This window comes from Burkholderia sp. Ac-20349, from assembly GCF_017104865.1.
Classification (GTDB): Bacteria; Pseudomonadota; Gammaproteobacteria; order Burkholderiales; family Burkholderiaceae; genus Burkholderia; species Burkholderia aenigmatica.
The window spans coordinates 1-25,261 of sequence record NZ_JAAGPM010000020.1; the positions used below are offsets into that span (position 1 = coordinate 1).

26 protein-coding genes and 1 pseudogene are annotated in these 25,261 nt (G+C 66.1%); 16 read left to right on the forward strand and 11 right to left on the reverse strand.

The window, feature by feature from the left end; genetic code table 11:
• From G3N61_RS10020 to G3N61_RS10035, 4 genes and pseudogenes are all read right to left on the reverse strand, one after another.
• A pseudogene (locus G3N61_RS10020) lies at positions 1-151 on the reverse strand (inorganic phosphate transporter); the annotation flags it as partial.
• A gap of 13 nt (positions 152-164) precedes the next feature.
• Positions 165-791: a DUF47 family protein gene (locus G3N61_RS10025; protein WP_043180410.1), complete on the reverse strand. Its 627-nt coding sequence runs from the start codon at positions 789-791 to the stop codon at positions 165-167.
• A gap of 37 nt (positions 792-828) precedes the next feature.
• On the reverse strand, positions 829-1,638 hold the full coding sequence (locus G3N61_RS10030; protein WP_205822311.1) for a 2OG-Fe(II) oxygenase family protein: 810 nt from the start codon (positions 1,636-1,638) through the stop codon (positions 829-831).
• Positions 1,639-2,579: 941 nt separating this feature from the next.
• Positions 2,580-2,939, reverse strand: coding sequence for a YbjQ family protein (locus G3N61_RS10035; RefSeq protein WP_043180408.1), 360 nt, complete (start codon positions 2,937-2,939; stop codon positions 2,580-2,582).
• Positions 2,940-2,959: 20 nt separating this feature from the next.
• On the opposite strand from G3N61_RS10035, the gene G3N61_RS10040 reads away from it, so the two are divergent.
• Positions 2,960-3,763 carry a GNAT family N-acetyltransferase gene (locus tag G3N61_RS10040; RefSeq protein WP_205822312.1) on the forward strand — a complete coding sequence of 268 codons (804 nt, stop codon included), beginning with the start codon at positions 2,960-2,962 and terminating at the stop codon, positions 3,761-3,763.
• Between the two features lie 61 nt (positions 3,764-3,824).
• On the opposite strand, the gene G3N61_RS10045 is transcribed toward G3N61_RS10040, so the two are convergent.
• The 4 genes from G3N61_RS10045 to G3N61_RS10060 form a co-directional block, all read right to left on the reverse strand.
• Entirely contained in the window at positions 3,825-5,078 is a 1,254-nt protein-coding gene (locus G3N61_RS10045) for a M20/M25/M40 family metallo-hydrolase (RefSeq protein WP_205822313.1), read from the reverse strand.
• Between the two features lie 79 nt (positions 5,079-5,157).
• Positions 5,158-6,870, reverse strand: coding sequence for a M36 family metallopeptidase (locus tag G3N61_RS10050; protein WP_205822314.1), 1,713 nt, complete (start codon positions 6,868-6,870; stop codon positions 5,158-5,160).
• A gap of 502 nt (positions 6,871-7,372) precedes the next feature.
• Positions 7,373-8,317, reverse strand: coding sequence for a GlxA family transcriptional regulator (locus tag G3N61_RS10055; RefSeq protein WP_205822344.1), 945 nt, complete (start codon positions 8,315-8,317; stop codon positions 7,373-7,375).
• A gap of 127 nt (positions 8,318-8,444) precedes the next feature.
• Positions 8,445-9,407, reverse strand: coding sequence for a helix-turn-helix domain-containing protein (locus G3N61_RS10060; protein ID WP_043180400.1), 963 nt, complete (start codon positions 9,405-9,407; stop codon positions 8,445-8,447).
• A 244-nt stretch (positions 9,408-9,651) separates the two neighbouring features.
• Between G3N61_RS10060 and G3N61_RS10065 the strand changes: the two genes are divergently transcribed.
• From G3N61_RS10065 to G3N61_RS10100, 8 genes are all read left to right on the forward strand, one after another.
• Positions 9,652-10,809, forward strand: coding sequence for an amine dehydrogenase large subunit (locus G3N61_RS10065; RefSeq protein ID WP_205822315.1), 1,158 nt, complete (start codon positions 9,652-9,654; stop codon positions 10,807-10,809).
• A gap of 7 nt (positions 10,810-10,816) precedes the next feature.
• Positions 10,817-11,371 (forward strand): MauE/DoxX family redox-associated membrane protein, encoded by a 555-nt coding sequence (locus tag G3N61_RS10070; RefSeq protein ID WP_205822316.1) that lies wholly within the window; start codon positions 10,817-10,819, stop codon positions 11,369-11,371.
• Positions 11,368-12,000, forward strand: a complete 633-nt coding sequence (gene mauD / locus G3N61_RS10075; protein ID WP_205822317.1) for a methylamine dehydrogenase accessory protein MauD — start codon at positions 11,368-11,370, stop codon at positions 11,998-12,000. Before G3N61_RS10070 ends, mauD begins: the two co-directional genes overlap by 4 nt.
• Positions 12,001-12,039: 39 nt before the next feature.
• Positions 12,040-12,585 carry a methylamine dehydrogenase light chain gene (locus G3N61_RS10080; RefSeq protein ID WP_043180384.1) on the forward strand — a complete coding sequence of 182 codons (546 nt, stop codon included), beginning with the start codon at positions 12,040-12,042 and terminating at the stop codon, positions 12,583-12,585.
• Positions 12,582-13,082 carry a cytochrome c gene (locus G3N61_RS10085; protein WP_205822318.1) on the forward strand — a complete coding sequence of 167 codons (501 nt, stop codon included), beginning with the start codon at positions 12,582-12,584 and terminating at the stop codon, positions 13,080-13,082. Before G3N61_RS10080 ends, G3N61_RS10085 begins: the two co-directional genes overlap by 4 nt.
• 101 nt (positions 13,083-13,183) lie before the next feature.
• Positions 13,184-13,624 carry a cytochrome c gene (locus G3N61_RS10090; protein WP_241017675.1) on the forward strand — a complete coding sequence of 147 codons (441 nt, stop codon included), beginning with the start codon at positions 13,184-13,186 and terminating at the stop codon, positions 13,622-13,624.
• A 48-nt stretch (positions 13,625-13,672) separates the two neighbouring features.
• On the forward strand, positions 13,673-13,801 hold the full coding sequence (locus G3N61_RS10095) for an aldehyde dehydrogenase family protein (protein WP_346778565.1): 129 nt from the start codon (positions 13,673-13,675) through the stop codon (positions 13,799-13,801).
• A 121-nt stretch (positions 13,802-13,922) separates the two neighbouring features.
• Positions 13,923-15,140, forward strand: coding sequence for a porin (locus G3N61_RS10100; protein ID WP_205822320.1), 1,218 nt, complete (start codon positions 13,923-13,925; stop codon positions 15,138-15,140).
• A 15-nt stretch (positions 15,141-15,155) separates the two neighbouring features.
• Here the strand turns inward: G3N61_RS10100 and G3N61_RS10105 are convergent, their stop codons facing one another.
• A complete protein-coding gene (locus G3N61_RS10105) occupies positions 15,156-15,599 on the reverse strand; it encodes a DMT family transporter (protein ID WP_205822321.1) in 444 nt (147 codons plus the stop codon).
• A gap of 121 nt (positions 15,600-15,720) precedes the next feature.
• Between G3N61_RS10105 and G3N61_RS10110 the strand changes: the two genes are divergently transcribed.
• Complete coding sequence (locus G3N61_RS10110) at positions 15,721-16,617, forward strand: LysR substrate-binding domain-containing protein (RefSeq protein WP_089452035.1); 897 nt, start codon at positions 15,721-15,723, stop codon at positions 16,615-16,617.
• Between the two features lie 81 nt (positions 16,618-16,698).
• On the opposite strand, the gene G3N61_RS10115 is transcribed toward G3N61_RS10110, so the two are convergent.
• Complete coding sequence (locus tag G3N61_RS10115) at positions 16,699-18,282, reverse strand: isocitrate lyase (protein WP_205822322.1); 1,584 nt, start codon at positions 18,280-18,282, stop codon at positions 16,699-16,701.
• A gap of 610 nt (positions 18,283-18,892) precedes the next feature.
• On the opposite strand from G3N61_RS10115, the gene G3N61_RS10120 reads away from it, so the two are divergent.
• From G3N61_RS10120 to G3N61_RS10145, 6 genes are all read left to right on the forward strand, one after another.
• Positions 18,893-19,846, forward strand: coding sequence for a choline ABC transporter substrate-binding protein (locus G3N61_RS10120; RefSeq protein ID WP_043180377.1), 954 nt, complete (start codon positions 18,893-18,895; stop codon positions 19,844-19,846).
• 79 nt (positions 19,847-19,925) lie between these two features.
• Positions 19,926-20,855, forward strand: a complete 930-nt coding sequence (locus tag G3N61_RS10125; protein WP_043180376.1) for a 3-keto-5-aminohexanoate cleavage protein — start codon at positions 19,926-19,928, stop codon at positions 20,853-20,855.
• 88 nt (positions 20,856-20,943) lie between these two features.
• Positions 20,944-21,909, forward strand: a complete 966-nt coding sequence (locus G3N61_RS10130) for an L-carnitine dehydrogenase (protein ID WP_011354221.1) — start codon at positions 20,944-20,946, stop codon at positions 21,907-21,909.
• Between the two features lie 12 nt (positions 21,910-21,921).
• Positions 21,922-22,410: a thioesterase family protein gene (locus G3N61_RS10135; RefSeq protein ID WP_089452036.1), complete on the forward strand. Its 489-nt coding sequence runs from the start codon at positions 21,922-21,924 to the stop codon at positions 22,408-22,410.
• Positions 22,411-22,443: 33 nt separating this feature from the next.
• Positions 22,444-23,400: an alpha/beta hydrolase gene (locus G3N61_RS10140; protein WP_089452037.1), complete on the forward strand. Its 957-nt coding sequence runs from the start codon at positions 22,444-22,446 to the stop codon at positions 23,398-23,400.
• Between the two features lie 22 nt (positions 23,401-23,422).
• On the forward strand, positions 23,423-24,619 hold the full coding sequence (locus tag G3N61_RS10145; protein WP_043180372.1) for a TauD/TfdA family dioxygenase: 1,197 nt from the start codon (positions 23,423-23,425) through the stop codon (positions 24,617-24,619).
• A 199-nt stretch (positions 24,620-24,818) separates the two neighbouring features.
• Here G3N61_RS10145 and G3N61_RS10150 read toward each other — a convergent pair whose 3' ends face one another.
• Positions 24,819-25,118 carry a DUF4148 domain-containing protein gene (locus G3N61_RS10150; protein ID WP_043180371.1) on the reverse strand — a complete coding sequence of 100 codons (300 nt, stop codon included), beginning with the start codon at positions 25,116-25,118 and terminating at the stop codon, positions 24,819-24,821.
• Between the last annotated feature and the right edge of the window lie 143 nt (positions 25,119-25,261).

Here is a 25,261-nt window from a genome sequence, read left to right on the forward strand (position 1 = left end):
ACACGACGGCCTGCTGGGGTTTCAGCACCCCGGTGGACACGACGGTGGCGATCGAGTTCGCCGCGTCGTGAAAGCCGTTCATGAAGTCGAATACGAGCGCGACGAGCACCAGCGTCGCGACCATCCACAGGGCGAGTTGTATCGAATGCATCTTGTTGATTCGCTCAGGCGTTTTCCAGCACGATGCCTTCGATGATGTTCGCGACATCCTCGAATTTGTCGGTAATGCGTTCGAGCAGGTCGTAGACGCCCTTCAGCTTGATGAGCGTCTTCACGTCGATGTCGTCGCGAAAGAGTTTCGATATCGCGGATCGCAGCACGCGGTCGGCACGGGTTTCGAGCGTGTCGATCTCTTCGCATGCCTTGAGGATCTCCGCCGACAGCTTCATGTCGGACAGCCGGTTCACCGCGATTTGCGCCTGCAGCGCCGCTTGCACGACGATGTCCGCGAGTTCGCTGGCTTCCGCGGTGACCGACTTCAGGTCGTAGACCACGACGGTGGTCGCGACGTCCTCCATCAGGTCGAGGATGTCGTCCATCGTCGTGACCAGCTTGTGGATCTCGTCGCGATCGAGCGGCGTGATGAAGGTCTTGTGCAACAGGTCGATCGCATCGTGCGCGAGCTTGTCGCCGGTTCGTTCGGTGGTCTGGACGTTGGCCATGGCCAGCTCGGCATCGTCGAGATTGTCGAGAAGCATCTGAACCTCGCACGCGGCCAGGACGATGTGCTGCGCATGCGTGTCGAAGAGGTCGAAAAACCGGTTTTCGACGGGGAGGAAGCGTCCAAGCATGGATTCTCCAGGGAAAAGGTGGGCGGAATGAGCCGGGTCAGGCTGCGCACGGGCGGCACAGCATGCGGTTGCCGAACGCGACGTGCCGGCGCTCCGCGAGCGAGCGCAAGTCCAGCGGACGCTGGTTGACGATCGTGCTGGCGTGCCCGGCCGACAGGTCGGGATTGACGAAGTACATCAGCGACTTGCGCGGTGTGCGTGTGCGCGGGCGTTCGACGGCATGCTGCATCGCCGGCACTTCGCCGTCGGTGAGCGCTTCGAGCAGCGAGCCGGCCAGCACGATCATTTCGTCGGACCGCGGCAGCGCGGAAATCGGCGACGCATCCGGCAGCAGGATCAAGCCGGGTGCGGTCGGCCGGATGAACGACAGCAGGTGGCCGTCTTCGTGCGGATCCTGCAGATACGCGCGGTCATGGCTGCCGTGATGCTGGTCGTACGCGCAGAACTGCAGGTAGGAGCTGTGGCGGACCGGCGGCTGCGGCGTGCCGCCAAGGTTGTCGCATACCGCGTCGAGCAGATCCTGTGCGATCGCGCTGATGCAGGCTTCGTAGGCGGCCAACTCGCGGTAGAACGTGGACTTCACCAGCGGAAGGCCGCGATGCGCGTCGCGGCGCGCGACCCAGTAGCAGAATCGGTCGCACAGATCCGGCCGCTCGGGCGTATGCGAGTATTCGAGCCCGAACGGCAGGAAGCCGTCGGTCTGGTCCGGAAACGAGAACGCGAGCTTTTGCTTGCGATCCAGCTGGTCATAGGCTGCCGCGAGCCGGTCGAAATGCATGAGCAGTGCGTACGGCATCTTGAAGTACACGTAGCTGTCGCGGATCAGCCGGCTGGCGTGGAGTTTCATACGGTTTTGCATGGTGTTCTCCCGGTACATCGGACATGGCGTGGTGCCGAACGGCGGTCGTTGCCGCGTTGCCGGCACATGAGAAGGCGGGGCGTGGTGTGTGCGATCCGGTCGACGTCATCGCGGAGCGCGTGACGGAACCGCGGCGGCTCGACGTACATGACGTATGAGGTGGCGACGCGGATGAGCGTCCTTGCGGCTGTCGTGGCCGAGCCGGTGTTGCCGGTGCGGCTGAGCGGAGATATCGAGTCGTGTCATGCGTGCTCCAGGCGCCGGGCGGCACACGGCGGGAGCGTCACGACGTCAACGACGGACGAGCGCTTCCCGCCGCGCCGCGTCGGGCGCGATCGGCTGATAAGAGGCTGGGAGTCGGGTGTTCGCCGGCATGGCGTGCGAACGCGCGCCGGCGCAGCTTAATCGGCTAGGGTCGTCGTCCATTTCGAACTCCTGTCTATTTGCGCAACACGTGCGTGAACCTGGGCTGCGCACGCGCGAGCATGCAGCCGGACACGCGCACGCGACGCGGGTCACGTACGGACACCGCCCAAGTGTCGAGCGGCGATTGAATTGTCGAGTACGGGAATTTCGGATCGACGGCACGCCGATCCTGAAAGACACCGCATCCTGCTATCCCGGGATGCGGCAGAAGACAAGGCTCTGCGAAGCTTCCTCAGGCGGCAGTCAGGTTGGTACAGGACCAACTACAACTCGCATCGGTAGGCACAGAAGCCTCCATGAATGAAAACGAGTGCGATGTTAAGAGGGAACCGCGCGGCGCGTCAATCGAAAACTTCGCATGCGTTTTACGCGGCTGCGCCGGCAGGTTGCCCGGGTGCGATCGGGTGCTGCCGGCGATGCGTCGAAACAATTTCGGGACAGCGGGCGGCGCCCGGCCGGCCGGTCCGGCGGAACGGCGTCACGCGGTTCGCCGGCGTCCGGCATCATGTCGGTTCGACGACGACGGCCGTGCCGTAGCAAATGACTTCGGTTACCCCCGACCCGATCTCGGTCGAGTCGTAGCGCATCGCGACGATCGCATTCGCGCCGAGCTTGCGCGCATCGGCGAGCATCTTGTCGAAGGCGTGCTGGCGGGCCTTCTCGCACAGCGACGTATAGAGCGTGATGTTGCCGCCGAAGATCGTCTGCAGCGATGCGCCGAACGAGCCGACGATCGAGCGCGACCGCACGATGATGCCTTGCGCGACGCCGAGCGAGCGGACGGTCGTGTGGCCGGGCAGGTCGAAAGCCGTCGTGACGCGAGCGGGCGACAGATCGTCGAAGGAGCGGCTGGTATCGGTCATGGCGGAACCTCGAAAGCGGAGTGGTCGAACGCCGATTCTATCCGGACGCGCACACGAAGCTGGCGGTGAGCCTGTCGCGGTATCGCGAGGCAGCCGGTCAAACAATCGAGAGGTGGGCAGTGTTTAACGAATGGATAGACGCGTTCTGGCAGCAGAAGTTTTCGGGAGACCGATGCGTTCATGACGGCAACGATCTGCAGATCGCTGTCAGTTCCGCGCTCGACGACGAGCAGGGCATGATCCTCGTGCCGACCGACGGGAAAAACCGGATCGTCGTGCAGGAGAAGGTTGCGCACACGCTGCGCCTGGAGGAAGCGGATGCGTGGACGATGGCCGCGTTCGTCGATCGCCTGTCGGCCTCGGGCGGCGGTTTGTGCGGCGCGGACAATCTTTTCTACTATTCCGCGCCGGCCCTGGCCGATCTGCCGAATCACGCGATTCCCGCGACGGTCCGGGCGCTGACGCCGGCGGATCGACCGGCATTCGACGCATTCACCGCCGCGATGCCGGCGGACGACTTCGATACGGCCAGCGTCGAACTCGATCATTGGCGCGTCTTCGGTGCATTCGAGCAGGATCGGCTGGTATGCGCGGGTAGCGTCTACGCGTGGTGGCATTCCTGCCTGGCCGACATGGGCGTGCTGACGCTGCCCGAATTCAGGGGCAACGGCCACGCGCGCGGCGTCGTGCGCGCGATGAGTGTCGTGGCCTGTCGCGAAGGGCTGGAACCGCAGTACCGGTGCCAGCTCGACAATCCGGCTTCCGCGGCAGTTGCGCGGGCGGTGGGCATGCGTCTTTACGGGACGCTGGACGAGATCATCTGAATCTGTCCGGGGGCGCCGGGAAGGATGCACATACCGCCGCCTCCTTCCCGGCCGCACGCGGTCAGGGCTTCACAGCGGTGCCGCCATCGCCACCGAGATCGACCGCGTAGGCCAGCGCCAGCTTGCCGAACTTCAACGCGTGATTCGCCTGGCGGTCCGAATTCTCCAGCGTGTCGTTCACGGTATGGATATACGGACTGTCGTTCTGGTCGGCCTCGAACGGGAATGACGCCGGATACCCTTGCGCATTCCACGACGCGTGATCCGAGCACGCATACCCGCACTGCGACGTACCGATCGCGAGTTCCGGCAGGTAGGTCTTCGCCAGATTCGTCAGGTAGGTATTCTGCGACGCGTTCGTGTAGTCGGTGATCAGGTAGATATCCTTCGGATCGCCCTTGTAGTTCGTCATGTCGAGTTGCAGCACGCCGATCACGTTCGCATTCTGCGCGCGGAACTGCTTCGCGATCGCTTTCGAGCCGAGCAGGCCGGCTTCCTCGGCCGCGTACCCGACGAACTTGATCGTCCGCTTCGGCCGGTAGTTGTTCGCCAGCAGCACGCGCAGCGCTTCGGTGAGGCTGGCGATACCCGACGCATCGTCGTCCGCGCCGGGCGAGCGCGTGTTCTCCGTCGTGCGGCCGACCGTCGAATCGAGGTGGCCGCCCAGCACGATGGTGCCTGCGGCCGGATCGCTGCCGCGGATCGTCAGGATCACGGATTTCTGCGGAAAGCCCGTGTGTGCAAATTGTTCGACGGCGATGTCGGCGCGCGAACCGGCCAGTTGCTTCCACTGCAAGGCGAGCCAGTCCGACGCGGCGACGCCGTGCGACGTCGTGTAGTAGCGGTTCGTGAAGCCGGACAGCGACGTGATCGTGCCGACGATGTTGCTCGCCTGCAGTTGCTGGATCCACGTGCCGATCTGCGGCGCGTTCGAGACCTTGTACACGGAGGCAGTAGCCTGCTTCGCGAGCGTCGGCGGCAACGGCTGCAGTGCCTGGCGTGCTTCGTCGAACGAGTCGTGCACGACATAGCCGGGCCCGTGGCCGCGCGTAGGGTGGACGGCATGGGCCAGCTCGCCGAGCCGTGAGTCGTCGATCTCGACGACGTGGACGGTTTCGCGGCGCGCGGCGCCGTCGGCCGTCTTGCCGGCATCGAGCGTCGTACTGTATTGCGCGGTGGCGCTCGCATCGATGCGTTGCAACTGGCGGAACGCCGCGTCGCCGAGCGTGATCCATACCGGCGTCGCGTGCGCGGCGGCGGTCAGCAGCATGCCGCCGAGCGCGGCGCTCAGGCGGGTCAGTTTCAGAGTAGGCATGTTCGATCTCGTGAGGATGGCGATGTCGAGGAAGAGGGCGTGCCGCAGGTTGTGCGATGCGCCCCCGCCTGCTGCGGAATTACGACTTCTTCGGTACGGTCACGCCGTACGTGCAACTCTGGTTGTACGCATTCCCGATCGCGGTGAGCTGCGCGCTGCTGTAGCCCAGCGCGGACGCAGCCGTCAGCACGGCCTGCGCGGCGGCCTTCTGGTTGGTCGAGCCGTTGGTCATCGACAACCCCTTCAGGAACGCCTTGTCCATCGCCTGCGCACCGATCGCGTCGCGCGCGACGAGGTTGCATGAGGCCCAGTACTGGCCGGCCGTATGGATCTCCGCGCCGCGCGCCTGCGCATAGGTGCGCCCGACATTCCAGTTGGTCACGCGGCCGCCCCAGAACTCGTTGTGGCCGTCCCAGTTGTAGACCCAGTGGTACTGCGCATCCGACGGGCTCCACTGGTTGAAGTCACGGCTGTACGCGGCGGCGAGATAGTCGCCGGTGCCTTCCGACAACCCTTCCTGCTGCGACAGGCCGCCGTTCGTCACCCAGTCGTGGATGCCGTGCCCGAGCTCGTGGATCACGACGTCCGCGTCCTCCGCATCGTCGACGCCGCCTTGCCCGAAGGTCAGCCGGCCGCTGCTCGACGAATACGACGAGTTGTCGTCGCCCGATTCGCCGTGCGGGTCGTACTGCACGCCGCCCGTGTACTGGTACGGCATCGCCTTGATGCCGAGCGTCTGGTTCACGTAACGCAGGAACGTGTCGATGTGGTAGTACGCGTTCACGGCCTCGAAATACAGGTTGCCGCGCGTGAATTCGAACGCGGGCGTCGACTGTACGGGGCACGCGTTGTCGAGCGGCGCATCGAAATCGACGCATACCGCATACGGGCCCGACAGCGAGTAACGCGCGCCCGACTGCGCGAGATCCTTCAAGGTCACGCGCACGCGTGCGGCGGTGAGCTGCGACGAATCGGCGTCGTTGTTGTCCTTGTAGCCCGTGCTGCCGTAGCTGCTTTTGGTCGGCGACAGCGGGTCGGGCCGGAACACGAAGCCCGTGCCGTCGGTCGCGTAGAACGCCTTGTCCTCGGCGCGCAGCACTTCGCCGCTGCCCGAGTCGATCAGCAGTTCCCAGTCGCCTTTCGGGCCGTCGTTCGGACGGCCGCGCACTTTCCACGCGGTATGCGTGCCGGCCTTGTCGACGAAGGCGACGAGCTGCGCATCCAGGTTCGTGAAGCCGCTCACGCCGAGATACGCGCGGGCGCGGTCGAGCGCCTGTTGCTGGTCGACGGCCTGCGACTTGCGCGAGGTCGCGACCACGCCGTTGATCGTGTTGCTCGCGACGTACAGGATGCGACCGTCCTTCGCGACCGTCACCGCGATATCGCTGCCGTACACGGGCAATCCGGCTGCCTGCTGCTGCAGGCGCACGACGGTGAAATCGGTATCGCTGCGCTCCGACGTGACGACGAGGCTTGCGAGCGCGGTCGCGTCGAGCCCGAGCTGCGTGGCCTGCGACGCGACGAAGTCGCGTGCGGTAGCGGCGGGCGTCGTGGCGGTTTTCTTCGCGCGATACGCGGGGGCGTACAGCGTGACGGCGACGCCGTCCGCGCGGAACTGCCCGGCGGCCGTATCGGCCTTGGCGGCCGGCGGCGTGACGCCGCGTGTCAGGCTTTCGCGCAGGCTCGTTGCTTGCGGATTCGATACTTTCGTATCGGCCGCGGTGCCGCCGACGATGCCGAAACCGAGCGCGAGACCCAGGGCGAGCGGCAGTGCTTTGCGTGATGTCTGCATACGTGATCCTCATCTCAACGGTTGGACACGCCCGCGCGTTCGTGGCGCGCAGGCACGACACGGCCCGCGCGCCGGCTCGATGGAGCCGGTGCGGCGAAGCGGTGTTGGGGGTGTCGACTGACTAAGGAACCCTAAATGTCAGGTCGAAAAGAAACAGGCGGGCGAAGAGGGGGAGAAGCAGGCCGAGAAGCGCGCGAAGAAGCGAACGGCAGGCAGGTGCGGCGACGGAGAATCGTGCATCGTCATGTCATACCCCTCGGATCGAATCGATATCGGTTGGCAGCCCGCGGCGCTCGACATGCGTCGGGATGCGGCACGCATGTCGTTAGGCTGCCTATCTAACTTTTTTTGGTATGTTACAGAACATTTTCAGCGACATTCCAATTTATTTTCGATGACCGCTTCAGTCCGTCGATCAATCGCCGGCATTGTTCAGCGAGCGTCGGGAAACGCTGCCGGAACGCGCAATACCGCGCCGGATTGTGCTTGAAACCCGTGACGATCAGCGCGTCGCACGCCGGTCGCTGCGCGGGCTCAAACCGAATCGCGCGCGATATGTGCGCGAGAAATGCGACGGCGATTCGAACCCGCAGGCGACGCATACCGAGGTGATGCTCATGTCGGTCTGCTGCAGCAGTTCACGTGCGCGATCGAGGCGCAGGTTCAGATAGAAATGCGTCGGCGTGTCGTTCAGCGTCGCGCTGAACAGCCGTTCGAGCTGGCGCCGCGTGATCGATACCTCCTGCGCGAGCGCATCGGAGCCGAGCGGGTTTTCCATGTGCCGCTGCATCGTGCCGATCACCTGGATCAGCTTGCGGTTGTGCACGCCGTAGCGCGCGGCAATCTCGAGCCGCTGGCTGTCCGAGCGCTGCCGGATCCGGCTGACGACGAACTGCTCGGAGATCGCCGCCGCGAGATCGGCGCCGTGCCGCCGCCCGATCAGGTCGAGCATCATGTCGATCGACGCGGTCCCGCCCGCGCACGTGATGCGCCGCTCGTCGATCTCGAACAGCTCCTGCGTCGCGTTCAGGCCGGGGTAGCGTTCACGGAACGCGGCCAGCGCTTCCCAGTGCAGCGTGAGCGGCTGCGACGCGTCGAACAGCCCGGCTTCCGCGAGCACGAAGCTGCCGGTGTCGATGCCGCCGAGCGTTGCACCATGACGGTGCTGGCGGCGCAGCCAGTCGCCGATCGCGCGCGTATAGCACGTCAGGGGATCGAAGCCTGCGACGACGAACACCGTCTCGACCTTGTCGACCTCCGCGCACGCGGCTTCGGCGGCGACCGGAATGCCGTTGCTCGCGGCGACGGGCGCGCCGTCGGCGCTGATCACGTGCCAGCGATAGAGCTCGGTGCGAAAGCGGTTCGCGACGCGCAGCGGTTCGACCGCGGACATGAAGCCGAGCGCGGAGAAGCCGGGCAGCAGCAGGAAGTGAAAATCCTCGGGCATCGGGGCAGGGGATGGAATCCGGTGGTCGTCGCGCATCGCACGGGGCGGCGAGCGGATGGGCATGCGTTGCGGCCGGCTCGCGCGCGCCGAACGGTCAGCGGGAGATTATCGCGGGTTTTGCGCGGCGTCAGCGCGTTTTTGCGCCGCGCACGGAACGGCGCGCGGTGGTCGACGGCAACTCGCCGAACTGCGCCTTGTACGCGTTCGCGAAATGGCCGAGATGGATGAAGCCCCAGCGCGCGGCTACGTCGCTGATCGGCAGGTCGGCCTGCCGCGTATCGAGCAGCATGCGCCGCACTTGCGACAGGCGCAGCGAGCGCACGTAGTGCAGCGGGCTGGTCTGCACGACCGACTGGAAACTGTTCTGCATCGTGCGCCGGCTCACGCGCAATTGCGCGCACAGGCTCAGCACGTCGACCGGTGCTTCGGGATGGCCGATCACGTAGTCGTGCACGCGGCGCACGATGTCGGCGCGGCAGGCGTGCGTGAGACGGTTCGACGGTTCGGGAATCCGGTAGGTGAGGAGATCGACGAGCACGTTGCCGATCTCGCCGCGCAGTTCGCGCTGCGCGCGTGCGTCGCGGTAGGTATCGGGTGCCGACAGCACGCGCTCGAGTTGCGTGGCGATCTGCACACTCGCGCGCATCAGCACGGCGTTGGGCATGTCGACGATGCCGCGTCGCAACGTGGCTTCGTCGAGGTGGACGTCGGCCGCATCCTCGACCTGCTGCATCAGTTCGCCGTCGGCGACGACGCCGATCAGCGACATGTCGTCGGGCGAATGCAGCTCGAACGGCGCACCGCCGCGCGCCATCACCATCGTGCCGTGTTCGATGCGCACGCCGCCGAATGCGAACGCACCCGAGCCGGTGAGCGGCATGCCGAACACCGTATGGTCGTGCGGCAATCGTCCGCGCTGGATGATGCGAACGTTGGCGGCTTCCTGGAACAGCTGCATGCCGTCCAGCACCGCATGCTTGATCGCGCTGCGATACGGGCCGGAGCCGATCTGGTCGTAACGCTGGTTCCAGCCGCGCAGCGCCTCGGCATGCCGGTCCGCGTTGTCGAACCTCTCGTGAAACACGAACACAGCGCCTCCAGGTGCATCGATCAGGACCGCGCAAGATTAAACCGACCGTGCGGTCGGCGCAATAAGGGGGAGCGCTATTCCGGGCACATTCGTCAGAGGGTCGGAAGCCGCCAGCCGGCGTGGCTTTCAGGCGGTTTTCCAATATCCCGAATCGGCACGCACGCGGTGCCGGTCCGGGTGCTGACCGGATTTATTGTCGAACTACAGTCGCCCCACATCACGTGATTCCCCAACTGGAGGCGACATGAGAACAAGGCGACGAACCGCGGTGCTCGCGGCGACGCTGGCGTTCGCGGCGACATGGATCGGCAGCGCGAACGCGACGGAACAACCGGAGGAACTGGTCGTGCAGAAGATGCCGCCGTGGCATCCGCACGAGGTCTATATCGTCGACATCTCGATGCCGTCGATGACCGACGGGCGCATCTACGCGTACGACGCCGATGCGAAGAAGCTGCTCGGCCAGATCGACGGCGGCTTCGGCCCCGGCTTCGCGATTTCGCCCGATCACCGGACCAGCTTCGTCGCGACGACCTACTTTTCGCGCGGCTCGCACGGCACGCGCACCGACGTCGTCGAGATGACCGACAACACGACGCTCGATCACGCAGGCGAGATCGTGATTCCGGCGAAGCATGCGCAGCATGTGCCGTCGCCGTACAACACGGCGTTCAGCGCGGACGGCAAGCGGCTGTACGTCGCGAACATCACGCCGGCCGCATCGGTGACGGTGATCGACGCCGTATCGAAGAAGGTGCTGTCGGAAATCGACACGGCGGCCTGCGTGCTCGCGTATCCGTCGGGCAACGATCGCTTCACCGCGCTGTGCGAAAGCGGCAAGGCGCTGACCGTCACGCTCGATGCGAACGGCAAGGAAACGAAGCGCGCGATGTCGGAGGCGTTCATCGACGTCGACCAGGATCCGGCGTTCGTGAACGCGTCGCGCTACAAGGGCGACTACCTGTTCACGACCTACGGCGGCAATGTGCGCAGCGCGGATTTCAGCGGCGACAAGCCGGTATTCGGCAAGCCGTGGCCGCTGCTGACGGACGCCGAGCGCGCCGAAGGCTGGCGCCCGGGCGGCATGCAGCAGACCGCCGTGCAGGCCAGGCAGAACCGCTACTACGTGCTGATGCACAAGGGCGGCGACGGCTCGCACAAGGATCCCGGCACGCAGGTGTGGGTGGTCGACCTGAAGTCGAAACAGCGCATCGCGCGCTGGGATCTCGCGCAGCAGAAGATCGATCCGCTCGTGTCGATCCAGGTCAGCGAGGACGACAAGCCGCTGTTCTACGGACTGACGGCGACGTCCGACCTCGTCGTGATGGATGCGCGCACGGGCAAGCTGCAGCACGTCGAGAAGCAGATCGGCAATACGTCGTCGCTGCTCGTCAACCCGTGAGGCCGCGATGACACTCGATCCCGTCCTTGCCACCAGCGCGCAGGCCGGCGCTGCCGTCGTCGTGCTGCTCGGTGCCGTCGCGAAGATGCGCCGGCCCGCCGCGTTCAGCCAGGCGCTGGCCGGCTACCGGCTGCTGCCCGATGCATTGACCGCGCCCGTCGCGTTCGCGATTCCGCTCGCGGAAGTCGTCGGCGCCGCGGCGCTGCTGTTTCCCGATACGCGCACGGCCGGCGCGCTCGGCCTGATCGCGTTGCTGCTGGCGTTCGCCGCTGCGATTGCGATCAATCTCCTGCGCGGCCACACCGACATCGACTGCGGCTGTTCCGGCTTCGCGGCCGCGCGCACGGATGCACCGCGCGGCATCGGCTGGCTGCATGTCGGACGCGCGCTGCTGCTCGCCGCGCTGGCCGCGACCGCGCTCGTCGAACCGGGCGCACGCGCGGTCGTGTGGTTCGACTACCTGACGCTGTTCTTCTCCGTGCTGCTGATCGTCTGCGCGCTGCTCACCGTCGACGTGCTGCTCGCCAACGTCCCGCGCCTTTCCCACCTGAGGAATTCATGATGCAAACCGCTCTCACCGTTTCCACCGCCCTGCTGTGGGTGGCCGTCGTCGCGCTCGGCGCGATCTGTCTCGCGCTCGTGCGCCAGATCGGCATCCTGTACGAACGCATCATGCCGGCCGGCGCACTGATGATCGACAAGGGGCCGGCAGTCGGCGCGATCGCGCCGACCTTCGAACTGACCGACATTCGCGGCTCGCAGGTGAAGGTCGGCGGCTTCGAGGCGTCGGGCAAGGCGACGCTGCTGTTCTTCCTGTCGCCGACGTGCCCCGTCTGCAAGAAGCTGCTGCCGCTGCTGCCCTCGCTGCAGGCGAGCGAAGCGACGCCGGTGAACATCGTGCTCGCGAGCGACGGCGAGGTCGACGAACACACGCGCTTCGCGCGCAAGCACGATCTCGGGCGCTTCCCGTACGTGCTGTCGCAGGAGCTCGGCCTCGCGTACCAGATCGGCAAGCTGCCGTATGCGGTGCTGCTCGATGAAACCGGCACGGTGCGCGCGAAGGGGCTCGTCAACACGCGCGAGCATCTCGAGAGCCTGTTCGAGGCGAAGGAGCGCGGCGTCGCCTCGCTGCAGCAGTTCGTGCATGGCGATCACGGCCACGACCACGACGCGCACGCGCAGCACGCATGACCGGCCGACCCTCTTTCAACGTCAAGGGAGAACAACGACATGGGCCTGTTTGATTCATGGTTCGAGCGGTCGGCGCGCGGCGTCGCGCAGCACAGTTCGCGGCGCAGCGCGATGGCGAAGCTCGGCAAGGTGCTGGTGGGGTCGGCGATGCTGCCGCTGCTGCCGGTCGATCGCACCGCATATGCGGCCGATGCGGCGTCGGGTGCGTCGGCCGCATCGGGCGGTGCCGCAACGGGGGCAAGCGATGACCCGATGAGCTGCGACTACTGGAAATACTGCGCGATCGACGGCTGGCTGTGCAGTTGCTGCGGCGGCACGTCAAGCAGTTGCCCGCCGGGCACGACGCCTTCGCCGATCACGTGGATCGGCACGTGCCGCAATCCGCACGACGGTTCGGACTACATCGTGTCGTACAACGATTGCTGCGGCAAGACCTCGTGCGGCAAGTGCTTCTGCAACCGCAACGAGCGCGAGAAGCCGCTGTACAAGCTGTCGTTGAACAACGACATCAACTGGTGCATGGCCAACGGTAATTCGAACTATCACTGTTCGGTTTCGGTTCTGCTGGGAGCGGCGAAGCAATGAAAGGGGAGCAAGCTGGAAAGATCGCCGTCGCATGCATGACGGCCGTGGCGGGCTTCGCGTTGGCGGGCGCGGCCGGTGCGCAGGAAACCGTGCATTACCCGGCCGGCAAGAGCGTGTTCGACGCGCAGTGCGCGGTGTGCCATCAGGCGGGCGGCAAGGGGCAGGACGGCCTCGCGCCGCCGCTGACCGAGTATCCGGGCAAGTACGCGACGGCCGAGGCGGGGCGCGCGCAACTGGTCGCGACGCTGCTGCACGGGATGTTCGGCGAGATCAAGGTGCGCGACAAGCATTACAACTTCAAGATGCCGTCGTTTGCGAGCGCGAGCGACGACGATATCGCGCACGTGCTCAACTACGTCGTGTTCGATCTCAACGCGCAGCATGGCGACGCGAAGCCGTTCACGGCGGCCGATATCCGCGCGGCGCGCGCGAAGGCGATGGACGGCACGGCCGTTCATGCGCAACGCGAAGTCGTCATCAAGGGGCTTGGCCTGTGAGGCTCGCCCGCGCGCCTCGTGTTGGCGACGCCGCATCGCTCACGCGGTGCGCGGAGTCGTCGTGGCTCGGCAGTGTGTCGTGTCGCCTGTCTTCGCTGCTGATGCTGGCCGGGGCGGTGGTCGGTTTGGCCGCAGCACCCGTGCATGCCGAAGGCGCGGCCGACGCGGCGCTCGCGCGCCAGCACTGGGTGCTCAACTGCATGGGCTGCCACACGGCGACAGGCGGCGGTATCCCCGGCAAGGTACCGCCGCTCGCGAACTCGCTCGGTTATTTCACGCATCTGCCGGCCGGGCGCGAGTACGTGATGCGCGTGCCCGGCGCGTCTAACTCGGCGCTGTCGGACCAGGATCTGGCCGACGTGCTCAACTGGGTACTCACGACCCTGAACCGCGACGCGCTGCCGCGCGACTTCAAGCCTTATACGGCCGCCGAAGTCGCCGCGCACCGCCGTCCCGCCTTTTCCGACGTCGCGACCGTGCGCGCCGGCCTCGTTCGCGCGTTGCAGGCACGCGGGATCGACGGCGTCGCCGATCGCTACTGACCGACCCATTCAGGAACTCGAGGAAGATCGAAGATGGAGACGAACGAAATTTTCCCGCTGCTCGACAACGCGATGCCGTTCGGCGGGATGAAGCAGTCGGGTTTCGGTCGCGAACTGGGGCGCGCGGTGATCGACCAGTACACGGAAAGCAAGTCGGTGATGATGAACTACGCATGAGCGTAGCGGCGGGTGCGTGCGTGGCCGGTACTTCGGCCGCGCACGCATGCTGACGGGCCGGCGCATTCCGATTCCGGCATGCGCCGCGACACGGATACGACGTATCAGGGGGAGACGACCGATGAAGGATCTGACGACGCCGCGCAGGATCGCGGCGGCGGTGGCGGCGCTCGCCGTCACGCAGGGGGCACATGCGTTGAGCAGCGTCACGCTGTATGGCGATGTAGACGCCGGCATCACGATCACGAACAACCAGCAGACGACGGGCGCCGATGGTGCGGTACGCGGCGGCCGCAACGTTCAGGTGACGGGCGGCAACCTCGCGCCGCCGCGCATCGGTCTGACCGGCAACGAGGATCTCGGCGGCGGCACGGCTGTCGCGTTCAAGCTGGAGAACAGCTTCTGGATGAACAACGGCAATCTTCTGCAGGCCGGCACGCTGTTCAACCAGAATGCGTGGATCGCGTTGGCCAACGATCGCTACGGCACGCTGACGATCGGCCGCCAGTTCGATTCCTACACGACGACGCTCGCGCCGTATGCGTCGAGCATTCCGTGGGCGACGCTGTATGGCGCGCATATCGGCGACGTCGACAACCTCAATGCGGCGCTGAACCTGAACAGCGCGGTGCAGTACACGAGCCCCACCGTGGCGGGGTTTGCGTTCAGCGGCACGTTTTCGTTCGGTGGCGTCGCCGGGGATTTTTCGCGGCAACGCGGCTGGGCGCTGGCGGCGAGCTACAACCACGCGCCGTTCTCGTTCGGCGTCGGCGTGCTCGACCTGAATCATCCGCTCGATGCGGCGCTGGGCGGCGCGCAAGCATATATCGGCGATTTCGCGTGTTCGAATCCGGCAGCCATGTATTGCCAGCTGCAGAACGCGCGCTCGCTGAGGGCGATCGGCGCGGGCGGGTCGTATGCGATCGGGCCGGCGACGCTCGGCGTCGTCTATACGCATACGACGCTCGACGACAGCCTGTACTTCGCCGATACCACGCATCCGCATGGCGTCGACGCGCGCTTCGACATCGTCGAGGTCAACGCGACTTTCTCCGTCACGCCGGCGCTTACGCTGGGCGCCGCGTATATCTACAACGCGATGAAGACCGACGCGAGCGGTTCGCCGAAGTTTCATCAGGCGAACCTGGGCATGACCTACAACCTGTCGAAGCAGACGACGCTCTATACGGTCGGCGTCTTCCAGCAGGCGGCGGGGCACGGCATCGGCACCGATCCTGTGACGGGTGGGGCGGCGAACTACGCGCAGATTCCGAACCTGCCGAACTCGACCAGCCGTCGGCAACTGGCGGTGACGGCCGGGTTGAGGCACAACTTCTGATCGCGCGCGGACGCGTCACGCGCGAACCAGCACCACCCCGAGAATGAGGCACGCCGCGCCGGCCATGCGGATCGGGCTGGCCGAATGCTGCTGGATGCCGAGCACGCCGAAGTGGTCGAACGCGAGCGCGCCGGTCATCTGCCCGACGACGATCAGCGCGAGCGTCGTCGCGGCGCCCAGTCGCGGCACCATCAGGATCGCGATGCCCACGAACACCGCGCCGAACAATCCGCCGGTCCAGCTGAACCACGACCCGGCACCGGTGACGGTGCCGCTCAGACGCGGATGCGGGGACAGGAGCGCGACGGCGAGCATCGCGGCCAGGCCGACGAGGTAGCTGACCGAGCCGGCCCACCACGGCGAGCCGAGCTGCGCGCGGAGGTTGGCGTTGAGCACCTGTTGCAATGCCACGCTGACACCGGCGGCAACGACCAGCAGATAGGACAGGAGAGTAGTCACGACGAGGGAGGCTCCGGCGAGGTGGCGGTGACGGTGGGTCCGGCACGGCAGGCTTCCATTCTGGGAAGCGCGACGGTATAACGCAAATATCAAATCGGGCGCTTATCCATCTCTTTTCGGCATGCCATCGCTGAGGCAAATCCAGTATTTCCTGACCGTGGCCGATCTCGGCGGCTTCACGCCGGCCGCGGGCGCGCTTCACGTCGCGCAGTCGGCGCTCAGCCGGCAGATCGGTCAACTGGAAGACGAACTGGGGTTCCTGCTGTTCGACCGGGAGCCGAGGGGTGTGCGGCTCACGCCGGCCGGCGCGATCTATCGCGACCGCGTGGCGTCGATTCCGGCGACCCTGACCGCCGCGGCCGACGAGGGCGTGCAGTTGTCGCGCGGCGAAGCGGGCGTATTGCGGCTCCTGCATTCCAGCACCGTTCCCGTCGGCAGCCTGATGACGGTGCTCGAGCGCTTCATGAGCGCGTGTCCGGGCGCGCGGATCGATCTCGACCGCGCATCGTCCGAGGATCAGGTCCTGGAGATCGCGAACGGTAACGCCGATATCGGGATCGTTCGTTTGCCGGTGCTGCGCCGCGATCCGCGCGTGCGCTTCGTCGAGCTCGCGGCCGAGCGTTTGTGCGTGGCGGTGCCGGCCGAGCATCCGCTGGCCGGCCGCAAGCGCACGGCGATCTCGCGGCTGCGGCACGAGCCGTTCGTATCGGCCGTGTATCGGGAGCGGGGCGGGCTCGCGCGCGTCGTGATCGATCTTTGCCTGAAGCGGGGATTCGTCCCGGCTGCCGCCCGAATCGTGTCGCCGAAGACGTCGATGCTGAATCTCGTCGCGGCCGGGTATGGCGTGGCGATCGTGCCGGAACGGATGGCGAGCCTCGGGATCGACGGGGTCGTCTTCGTGCCGATTGCGGATGAAGACGCAAGGGCGGTGTGCGCGCTGGTGGTGCCGGTCGAGCCGACGGTGCTGGCGGATGTGTTCGTGCGGGTGGTCGCGGAAAGGACGCAGGTCGATGGTTGACGAGCACGCCGCGCGCGATTGCGCCGGATAAAAAAAACGCCAACCCCGAAGGGTTGGCGTTTCGCCTGGAGATGACCGGTATCAGAACTGGTTCATCGTGTTGTCCTTGCCTGCCGCCTTCAGCGCTGCGTCGCCGCTGAAGTATTCCTTGTGATCGTCACCGATGTCCGAGCCGGACATGTTCTGGTGCTTCACGCAGGCGATACCCTGGCGGATTTCCTTGCGCTGCACGCCGGCCACGTAGCCGAGCATGCCCTGGTCGCCGAAGTATTCCTTGGCCAGGTTGTCGGTCGACAGTGCAGCCGTGTGGTACGTCGGCAGCGTGATCAGGTGATGGAAGATGCCTGCTTCACGCGATGCGTCGGCCTGGAACGTACGGATCTTCTCGTCGGCCAGCTTGGCCAGTTCCGTCTCGTCGTATTCCACGCTCATCAGCTGCGCACGGTCGTAGGCCGACACGTCCTTGCCTGCTGCCTTCAGCGCGTCATACGCCTGCTGACGGAAGTTCAGCGTCCAGTTGAACGACGGGCTGTTGTTGTACACCAGCTTCGCGTTCGGGATGACCTTGCGGATCTCGCTGACCATGCCGCCGATCTGTGCGATATGCGGTTTTTCGGTTTCGATCCACAGCAGGTCGGCACCGTTCTGCAGCGACGTGATGCAGTCGAGCACGCAGCGTGCTTCGCCCGTGCCGGCGCGGAACTGGAACAGGTTGCTCGGCAGGCGCTTCGGACGCAGCAGCTTGCCGTCGCGCTTGATGACGACGTCACCGTTGCCCAGTGCATCGGCCGACAGTTCTTCGCAGTCGAGGAACGCGTTGTACTGGTCGCCCAGGTCGCCCGGCGTGCTGGTCACGGCGATCTGCTTGGTCAGGCCGGCGCCCAGCGAGTCGGTACGGGCCACGATGATGCCGTCGTCCACGCCCAGTTCCAGGAATGCGTAGCGGATCGCGCGGATCTTCGCGAGGAAGTCCTCGTGCGGCACGGTGACCTTGCCGTCCTGGTGGCCGCACTGCTTCTCGTCGGACACCTGGTTTTCGATCTGGATGCAGCAGGCGCCTGCTTCGATGAACTGCTTGGCCAGCAGGTACGTGGCTTCCGCGTTGCCGAAACCGGCGTCGATGTCGGCGATGATCGGCACGACGTGCGTGACGTGGTTGTCGATCTTGTCCTGGATCTCGGCCTTCGCGGTAGCGTCCGTGGCGGCATCGAGTGCGCGGAACAGGCCGCCGAGTTCACGGGCGTCGGCCTGGCGCAGGAACGTGTACAGCTCGCGAATCAGCGCGCTGACCGAGGTCTTTTCGTGCATCGACTGGTCCGGCAGCGGGCCGAACTCGGAGCGCAGCGCAGCGACCATCCAGCCCGACAGGTACAGGTAGCGGCGTTCGGTGCTGTTGAAGTGCTTCTTGATCGAGATCATCTTCTGCTGGCCGATGAAGCCGTGCCAGCAACCCAGCGACTGCGTGTACTTGGCCGGATCGGCGTCGTAGGCGGCCATGTCGGCACGCATGATCTTGGCGGTGTACTTGGCGATGTCCAGGCCCGTCTTGAACTTGTTCTGGGCACGCATGCGGGCGGCGTACTCGGGGCTGATCGCATTCCACGCGCTGCCGTGGTTTTCTTTCAAACCGGCAACTGCCTTGATGTCGTCTTGATACTGGGCCATGTCAATCTCCTGAGAGCAAAGCGCGTTTGGGTAACTGGTTGAGCGTGCCCGCTACGTCTGTCGAAGCGAACTGCATGGGATAAATAGTAACGCCGCCCGTCGGGCTTTGGGCGATGTCTTATATAAGACATAAGACATTATTTTTTCTTGTTTTTCAATGAGATACGTTGCGATTTTTGCAATGCAAAACAAGTTTTCAAGCGACGAAAAGGCGGCGGCGCGGGAATTCGACGTAGATTCCGCAATACGAAACGCGCTTTCGGCTGCTGGAGGCCGGGCCAGCTTCACACGCGCCCATGACACCCGTTCGTCGGTGCGGCGCGCGCGCCCGGGGCCCGACGCTGCACCGGCACGCCGTTCCTGCCCGGCAGAAGGGAATATGTCGCGCCGCACGTGGACAAGCTGAATCCATCTGTCATTCCCATGAAAACCCCGTCCATCAAGCTTCTCAAGAAACCTAGTGGTTTCCACTCATAGTCGCAAATAGTCAAGAACAGGTCGCCGCCGGTCTTCTCGCGGCCAATATGGCTCGTTACTTTTACTCCCACGATGCAGGCCGGGCACACCCCGCGCACCGGCTGCCGCGAGTCCAACCGGGAGGAACCGAACCATGAAGTCGACGAAGATCGCCGCGCTTGCCGCGGCCGTGCTGGCGACCGGCGCGTTCACGCAAGCGGCGCAGGCCGAAACGGATGCCGCGACGTGCCGTACCGTGCGTTTCGCGGATATCGGCTGGACCGACATCACGTCGACCACGGCGCTTGCTTCGACCGTGTTCGAGGCGCTCGGCTACAAGCCGACCACGACGATCGCGTCGGTGCCGATCTCGTTCGCCGGCCTGAAGAGCAAGCAGCTCGACGTGTCGCTCGGCTACTGGTGGCCCGTGCAGCAGAAGCAGCTCCAGCCGTTCCTCGACAACAAGTCGATCAACGTCGTCGAACCGCCGAACCTGTCGGGCGCGAAGGCGACGCTCGCGGTGCCGAGCTACGAATACCAGGCCGGCCTGAAGACCTTCGAGGACATCGCGAAGCATCGCGCGGAACTCGACGGCAAGATCTACGGGATCGAGCCGGGCAGCAGCGCGAACGCGACGATCCAGAAAATGATCGACACGAACCAGTACGGGCTCGGCGGCTTCAAGCTGGTCGAATCGAGCGAGGCCGGGATGCTGGTGACGGTCGAGCGCGCGATCCGCGAGAAGAAGTGGGTGGTCTTCCTCGGCTGGGAACCGCATCCGATGAACATCCAGCTCAGCATGAACTATCTCTCTGGCGGCGACGCGTCGTTCGGGCCGAACTACGGCGAAGCGCGCGTGTACACGCTCACCGCGCCCGATTTCATCTCGCGTTGCCCGAACGCCGGCAAGCTCGTCACGAACCTGCGCTTCTCGACGCAGCTCGAGAACCAGCTGATGCAGTCGGTGATGAACAAGACGAAGCCGGCCGATGCCGCGAAGGCGTACCTGAAGAAGAACCCGCAGGTGCTCGATCCGTGGCTCGCGGGCGTCAAGACGTTCGACGGCAAGGACGGGCTGCCGGCCGTGAAGGCATATCTCGGCCTGTGACGGCTTGCGCGCCGCACCCGGCGCGCCCTGACGAAACATCCGCATTGCGACACAACCTGATTCAAGCGAGGCAACCAGCATGAACCATGAAGTCATCATCACCTGCGCCGTCACCGGCGCGGGCGATACGGTCGGCAAGCATCCGGCGATTCCGGTCACGCCGAAGGAGATCGCGGCCGCCGCGATCGAGGCCGCGAAGGCCGGTGCGACGGTGGCGCATTGCCACGTGCGCGATCCGCAGACGGGGCGTGGTAGCCGCGACCCGAACCTGTACCGCGAAGTGGTCGACCGCATCCGCTCGGCCGACGTCGACGTGATCATCAACCTGACGGCCGGCATGGGCGGCGATCTCGAGATCGGCCCGGGCGAGGACCCGATGCGTTTCGGCAAGGGCACCGACCTGGTCGGCGGCCTCACGCGTCTCGCGCACGTCGAGGAGCTGCTGCCCGAGATCTGCACGCTCGATTGCGGCACGCTGAATTTCGGCGACGGCGACTACATCTACGTATCGACGCCCGCGCAGTTGCGCGCCGGCGCGAAGCGCATCCAGGAACTCGGCGTGAAGCCGGAGCTGGAGATCTTCGACACGGGCCATCTGTGGTTCGCGAAGCAACTGCTGAAGGAAGGGCTGCTCGACGATCCGCCGCTGTTCCAGCTGTGCCTCGGCATCCCGTGGGGGGCACCGGCCGACACGGGCACGATGAAGGCGATGGTCGACAACCTGCCGCCGGGCGCGCACTGGGCCGGCTTCGGGATCGGCCGCATGCAGATGCCGATGGTCGCGCAGGCGATGCTGCTCGGCGGTCACGTGCGCGTCGGCCTCGAAGACAACATCTGGCTCGATCGTGGCGTGCATGCGACCAACGGCACGCTCGTCGAGCGCGCGCGAGAGATCGTCGAACGGCTCGGCGGCCGCGTGCTGACGCCGGCCGAAGGCCGCCGCAAGCTCGGCTTGCCGGCGCGCGGCGAGCGTCCGCTCGAACGCCGTGCGATCGCCGAGTTCGCGTGAGCGGTTTCGCCGACTGATTGACATGACGCGGCGGCACGCACAGGCGCGGCCGCCCACCGATTTCCCCTGATTTGAAGGATGCGTTGACATGGCTGTGAAGACCGACATCAAGACGTTCGCTGCCATCGGCACCGGCGTGATCGGCAGCGGATGGATTTCCCGCGCGCTCGCGCACGGTCTCGACGTGGTCGTCTGGGACCCGGCACCGGGCGCGGAAGAGCGGCTGCGCGCGAACGTCGCGAACGCGTGGCCCGCGCTCGAACGCGTCGGCCTGGCGCCGGGCGCCGATCCTGCACGGCTGCGTTTCGTATCGACGATCGAGGCATGCGTCGCCGATGCGGATTTCATCCAGGAAAGCGCGCCCGAGCGCGAGGCGCTGAAGCTCGAACTGCACGAGCAGATCAGCCGCGCGGCGAAGCCCGACGCGATCATCGCGTCGTCGACGTCGGGCTTGCTGCCGACGGATTTCTACGCGCGGGCGACGCATCCGGAGCGCTGCGTGGTCGGCCATCCGTTCAATCCCGTCTACCTGCTGCCGCTCGTCGAGGTGCTCGGCGGCGCGCGCACATCGCCGGAAGCGGTCGAAGGCGCGATGGAGATCTATCGCAAGCTCGGCATGCGGCCGCTGCACGTGCGCAAGGAAGTGCCGGGCTTCATCGCCGATCGCCTGCTCGAAGCGTTGTGGCGCGAGGCGCTGCACCTCGTCAACGAAGGCGTCGCGACGACCGGCGAGATCGACGACGCGATCCGCTTCGGCGCGGGCATTCGCTGGTCGTTCATGGGCACGTTCCTGACCTACACGCTCGCCGGTGGCGACGCGGGCATGCGACACTTCATGCAGCAGTTCGGCCCCGCGCTCGAACTGCCGTGGACGAAGCTGGTCGCGCCCACGCTTACCGATGCATTGATCGACAGCGTCGTCGAAGGTACGACCGAACAGCAAGGCACGCGCAGCATCAAGGAACTCGAACGCTATCGCGACGAGTGCATCACCGAGGTGCTGAAGTCGATCGCCGCGGTGAAGGCGCGGCACGGGATGCGATTCGAAGACTGAGGACGAGAGACGATGACCGGCGATACCCCGCTGACGATTTACCGCGACGTCGTGCGACCCGAATGGGTCGACTACAACGGCCACCTGCGCGATGCGTTTTACCTGCTGATCTTCAGCTTCGCGACCGATGCGCTGCTGGATCGCATCGGCCTCGATGACGCCGCGCGTCGCGAGCGGGGCCGCTCGGTCTACACGCTCGAAGCGCATGTGAACTACCTGCAGGAGATCAAGGAAGGCACGCAGGTGCGCGTCGATGCGCGTGTGCTCGCGCACGACGCGAAGCGGCTGCACCTGTATCTCGAACTGTTCGTGGCCGGGCATGACGGCGCGGTATCGGCGAGCGAGCAGATGCTGCTGCACGTCGATACGCGCGACGGCACGAAGTCGGCGCCGTTCGACGACGACGTGGCCGCACGTGTGGCCGAGCTGCATGCGTTGCAGCGCGATTGCGCGGCACCCGCGTATGCGGGCCGCGTGATCGGGCTGCCGCCGCGCCGCTAGCCGGCGCGAACCTTCGACCGCGGAACGCACACGATGCTCGAACCGGAAATCGCGACGTTCGTCGCAGCCGTCGACGCGTGGTATCCGGCCGACGCGGCGGCACGCTCGGCCGGCGAGCAGCGCCGCCTCTACGACCGCTTCGCGGCCGAATGGACCCCGGCCGCGCTGCCGGCCGGGATCGTGCAGCAGGACGCCGTCTGGCAGGCACCGGACGGCCGCGCGATCGCGCTGCGGCGCTACACGTCCGCGCACGGTGCGCCGCGCGGCACCGTGCTGTTCTTTCATGGCGGCGGCTTCGTCGTCGGCTCGCTCGACAGTCATGCGCTGATCACCGCGCAACTGGCGGCCGATACGGGGCTCGACGTGATCGCAGTCGATTACCGGCTGGCGCCCGAGCATCGCGCGCCGGCCGCGCTCGAAGATTGTCTGGACGTCACGCGCGCCGCGCGCGATGCGCGCTGGCCGTTCGGGCCGTGCGCGCAGCCGCTGACGCTCGCGGGCGACAGCGCGGGCGGCATGCTCGCGGCGGCCGTGGCCACCGCGTTGCGCGATGCGGGAGAAGGCGGTGTCGACGGCATCGCGCTCGTCTATCCGATGCTCGGGTTCGAACCGCAATCGCCCGCGCGCGAAACGGAAGCGCACGCGCCGATGCTGACGCTCGACGACGTCCATCGCTATCGCGCGCTGTACTGGGAAGGCGGCTTGCTCGATGCGCTGGGAGACGGCAACCCGCTGTTGCGCGCATCGGTGCCGCTCGCGGCGGCGCGTTTCGACGGCCTGCCGCCCGTGCTCGCGATCGGCGCGGAACACGATCCGCTGCGCGACGATGCGTGCGTGTACGTCGAACGGATTCGCGCGGCCGGCGGTGCCGCGCACTACTGGATGGGAGAGGGGCTGGTGCACGGCTGCTGGCGCGCGCTCGGAACGAGCCCGCAGGCGGCGCGGCTGCACCGGACGGTCGGCGGGTTTCTGCTCGCACCACACGCGTAGCGGGCGTTTCCGGGAGGCAACGATGCAGGCAGCGCAACACCGTATCGAGGACTGGCGGACGTTTTCGGCCGACGCGGCCATTGCAGCGGCGACGATCGCCGATGGCGCGGTGGACGTCGAGTGGAGCGACACGCGACGATCGCCGTTTCATTTCGACTGGCTGCGCGACAACTGCGCGTGTTCCGCGTGCGTGCATGCCGTCACGCGTGAACAGGTGTTCGAGATCGCCGACGCGCGCGAGGATCTCGCCGCGCTCACGGTGCACGTCGAAACCGACGGCGCGCTGCATGTCGAGTGGAACGACGGGCATCGCAGCGCGTGGTCGCCGGGCTGGTTGCGCGCGCATGCGTATGACGACGCGTCGCGCGCGGAGCGCCAGGCCGCGCACGGCCGGCACGTGTGGGCCGGCGACGACGCGACGGCCATCGGCGTGTTCGCGTGGCGCGACGTGATGGAGGACGACGGCGCGTTGCTCGCGTGGCTCGCCGCGTTGCAACGCACCGGGCTGACGCTCGTCGAAGGCGTGCCGGCCGAGCGCGGCCGCGTCGACGAGATCGCGCGCCGCATCGGCCTGATTCGCGAGAGCAATTTCGGCGTGCTGTTCGACGTCGAGTCGAAGCCGCGTCCGGACAGCAATGCGTATACGTCGCTGAACCTGCCGCCGCATACCGATCTGCCGACCCGCGAATTGCAGCCGGGCGTGCAGTTCCTGCATTGCCTCGCGAACGACGCGACCGGCGGCGACAGCGTGTTCCTCGACGGCTTCGCGCTCGCGGATGCGCTGCGGCGCGAGCATCCGGCCGATTTTGATCAACTCGCGTCGACGCCGTTCGAGTTCTGGAACAAGAGTGCGCACAGCGACTACCGCTGCTCGGCGCCGGTGATCGGGCTCGATGCGCGCGGCAACGTCACCGAGGTGCGCGTCGCGAACTTCCTGCGCGGGCCGCTCGATGCACCGGCCGGTTCGGTCGCGGCCGTCTATCGTGCGTACCGGCGGTTCCTCGCGCTTGCACGCGAGCCGCGTTTTCGCGTGCAGCGCCGGCTGCGGGCGGGCGACATGTGGGCGTTCGACAACCGGCGCGTGATGCATGCGCGCACGGAGTTCGATCCGTCCACCGGCCGCCGGCACCTGCAGGGCTGCTACATCGATCGTGATGAACTGCTGTCGCGGTGGCGCGTGTTGTCGCGTTCGGCGCCCGCCGCGGCCGTGCCACATTGACGGGCGCGCGCGGCTTCATCCTGCTAGCACGCATCCCTCGGAAATGAAAAAGCGCCCGGACGCGAGGCGCCCGGGCGAAGCCACCCGTTGCCGGGCGGCGGAGGTATGCGTTTCATAAAAAAGGACGAGCCCCGCAAGGGGGCTCGTCCGGATATTTCTTCATCGCGCGACGCGCGGCGCCCGCCGAGGGCGCATCGGCTTACTGGCCGAAGAAGATCGAGTCGCGAGCGTTCGACGACGCTGCAGCCGGGGCGCCCGAGTGGACGGCCGGAGCCGGTTGCGCGCCGTAGCCGCTGGTGTCGGCACCATGAACACGCGCTTCGGCGCTCTGGATGTCGTTCGGGTAGTACGGGCTAGCCAGACCCGGCTTGTAGCCGGCCTTTTCGAGCTGAACCAGTTCGTTGCGCACTTGAGCGCGGGTCACGGTGCTTTGAGCGAATGCGCCAAACGAAGCGGACAGGGCGGCAGCGGCAACGACTGCGGAAACGAGCGATTTCATGATGACCTCCGGTGTTTTATTGAGTTCGCTCGCGACACCATGTCTTAAGCGATTGATCAAATCTTAGTCATCGGAGGGTTCAGGGTAAACGCTGATTTTGACGATAGATTGTTTCCTGGGTGGTAACAGTAGCGCGTCAAATC

What these genes read in the sequence shown, in the direction of transcription:
- G3N61_RS10140 (WP_089452037.1), top strand. Translation starts at nt 22,444, where the DNA reads ATGCTCGAACCGGAAATCGCGACGTTCGTCGCAGCCGTCGACGCGTGG.
- G3N61_RS10145 (WP_043180372.1), top strand. Translation starts at nt 23,423, where the DNA reads ATGCAGGCAGCGCAACACCGTATCGAGGACTGGCGGACGTTTTCGGCC.
- G3N61_RS10070 (WP_205822316.1), top strand. Translation starts at nt 10,817, where the DNA reads ATGACACTCGATCCCGTCCTTGCCACCAGCGCGCAGGCCGGCGCTGCC.
- mauD (WP_205822317.1), top strand. Translation starts at nt 11,368, where the DNA reads ATGATGCAAACCGCTCTCACCGTTTCCACCGCCCTGCTGTGGGTGGCC.
- G3N61_RS10030 (WP_205822311.1), bottom strand. Translation starts at nt 1,638, where the DNA reads ATGAAACTCCACGCCAGCCGGCTGATCCGCGACAGCTACGTGTACTTC.
- G3N61_RS10110 (WP_089452035.1), top strand. Translation starts at nt 15,721, where the DNA reads ATGCCATCGCTGAGGCAAATCCAGTATTTCCTGACCGTGGCCGATCTC.
- G3N61_RS10025 (WP_043180410.1), bottom strand. Translation starts at nt 791, where the DNA reads ATGCTTGGACGCTTCCTCCCCGTCGAAAACCGGTTTTTCGACCTCTTC.
- G3N61_RS10130 (WP_011354221.1), top strand. Translation starts at nt 20,944, where the DNA reads ATGGCTGTGAAGACCGACATCAAGACGTTCGCTGCCATCGGCACCGGC.
- G3N61_RS10115 (WP_205822322.1), bottom strand. Translation starts at nt 18,282, where the DNA reads ATGGCCCAGTATCAAGACGACATCAAGGCAGTTGCCGGTTTGAAAGAA.
- G3N61_RS10050 (WP_205822314.1), bottom strand. Translation starts at nt 6,870, where the DNA reads ATGCAGACATCACGCAAAGCACTGCCGCTCGCCCTGGGTCTCGCGCTC.
- G3N61_RS10125 (WP_043180376.1), top strand. Translation starts at nt 19,926, where the DNA reads ATGAACCATGAAGTCATCATCACCTGCGCCGTCACCGGCGCGGGCGAT.
- G3N61_RS10150 (WP_043180371.1), bottom strand. Translation starts at nt 25,118, where the DNA reads ATGAAATCGCTCGTTTCCGCAGTCGTTGCCGCTGCCGCCCTGTCCGCT.
- G3N61_RS10055 (WP_205822344.1), bottom strand. Translation starts at nt 8,317, where the DNA reads ATGCCCGAGGATTTTCACTTCCTGCTGCTGCCCGGCTTCTCCGCGCTC.
- G3N61_RS10035 (WP_043180408.1), bottom strand. Translation starts at nt 2,939, where the DNA reads ATGACCGATACCAGCCGCTCCTTCGACGATCTGTCGCCCGCTCGCGTC.
- G3N61_RS10135 (WP_089452036.1), top strand. Translation starts at nt 21,922, where the DNA reads ATGACCGGCGATACCCCGCTGACGATTTACCGCGACGTCGTGCGACCC.
- G3N61_RS10085 (WP_205822318.1), top strand. Translation starts at nt 12,582, where the DNA reads ATGAAAGGGGAGCAAGCTGGAAAGATCGCCGTCGCATGCATGACGGCC.
- G3N61_RS10090 (WP_241017675.1), top strand. Translation starts at nt 13,184, where the DNA reads ATGCTGGCCGGGGCGGTGGTCGGTTTGGCCGCAGCACCCGTGCATGCC.
- G3N61_RS10100 (WP_205822320.1), top strand. Translation starts at nt 13,923, where the DNA reads ATGAAGGATCTGACGACGCCGCGCAGGATCGCGGCGGCGGTGGCGGCG.
- G3N61_RS10065 (WP_205822315.1), top strand. Translation starts at nt 9,652, where the DNA reads ATGAGAACAAGGCGACGAACCGCGGTGCTCGCGGCGACGCTGGCGTTC.
- G3N61_RS10120 (WP_043180377.1), top strand. Translation starts at nt 18,893, where the DNA reads ATGAAGTCGACGAAGATCGCCGCGCTTGCCGCGGCCGTGCTGGCGACC.
- G3N61_RS10045 (WP_205822313.1), bottom strand. Translation starts at nt 5,078, where the DNA reads ATGCCTACTCTGAAACTGACCCGCCTGAGCGCCGCGCTCGGCGGCATG.
- G3N61_RS10080 (WP_043180384.1), top strand. Translation starts at nt 12,040, where the DNA reads ATGGGCCTGTTTGATTCATGGTTCGAGCGGTCGGCGCGCGGCGTCGCG.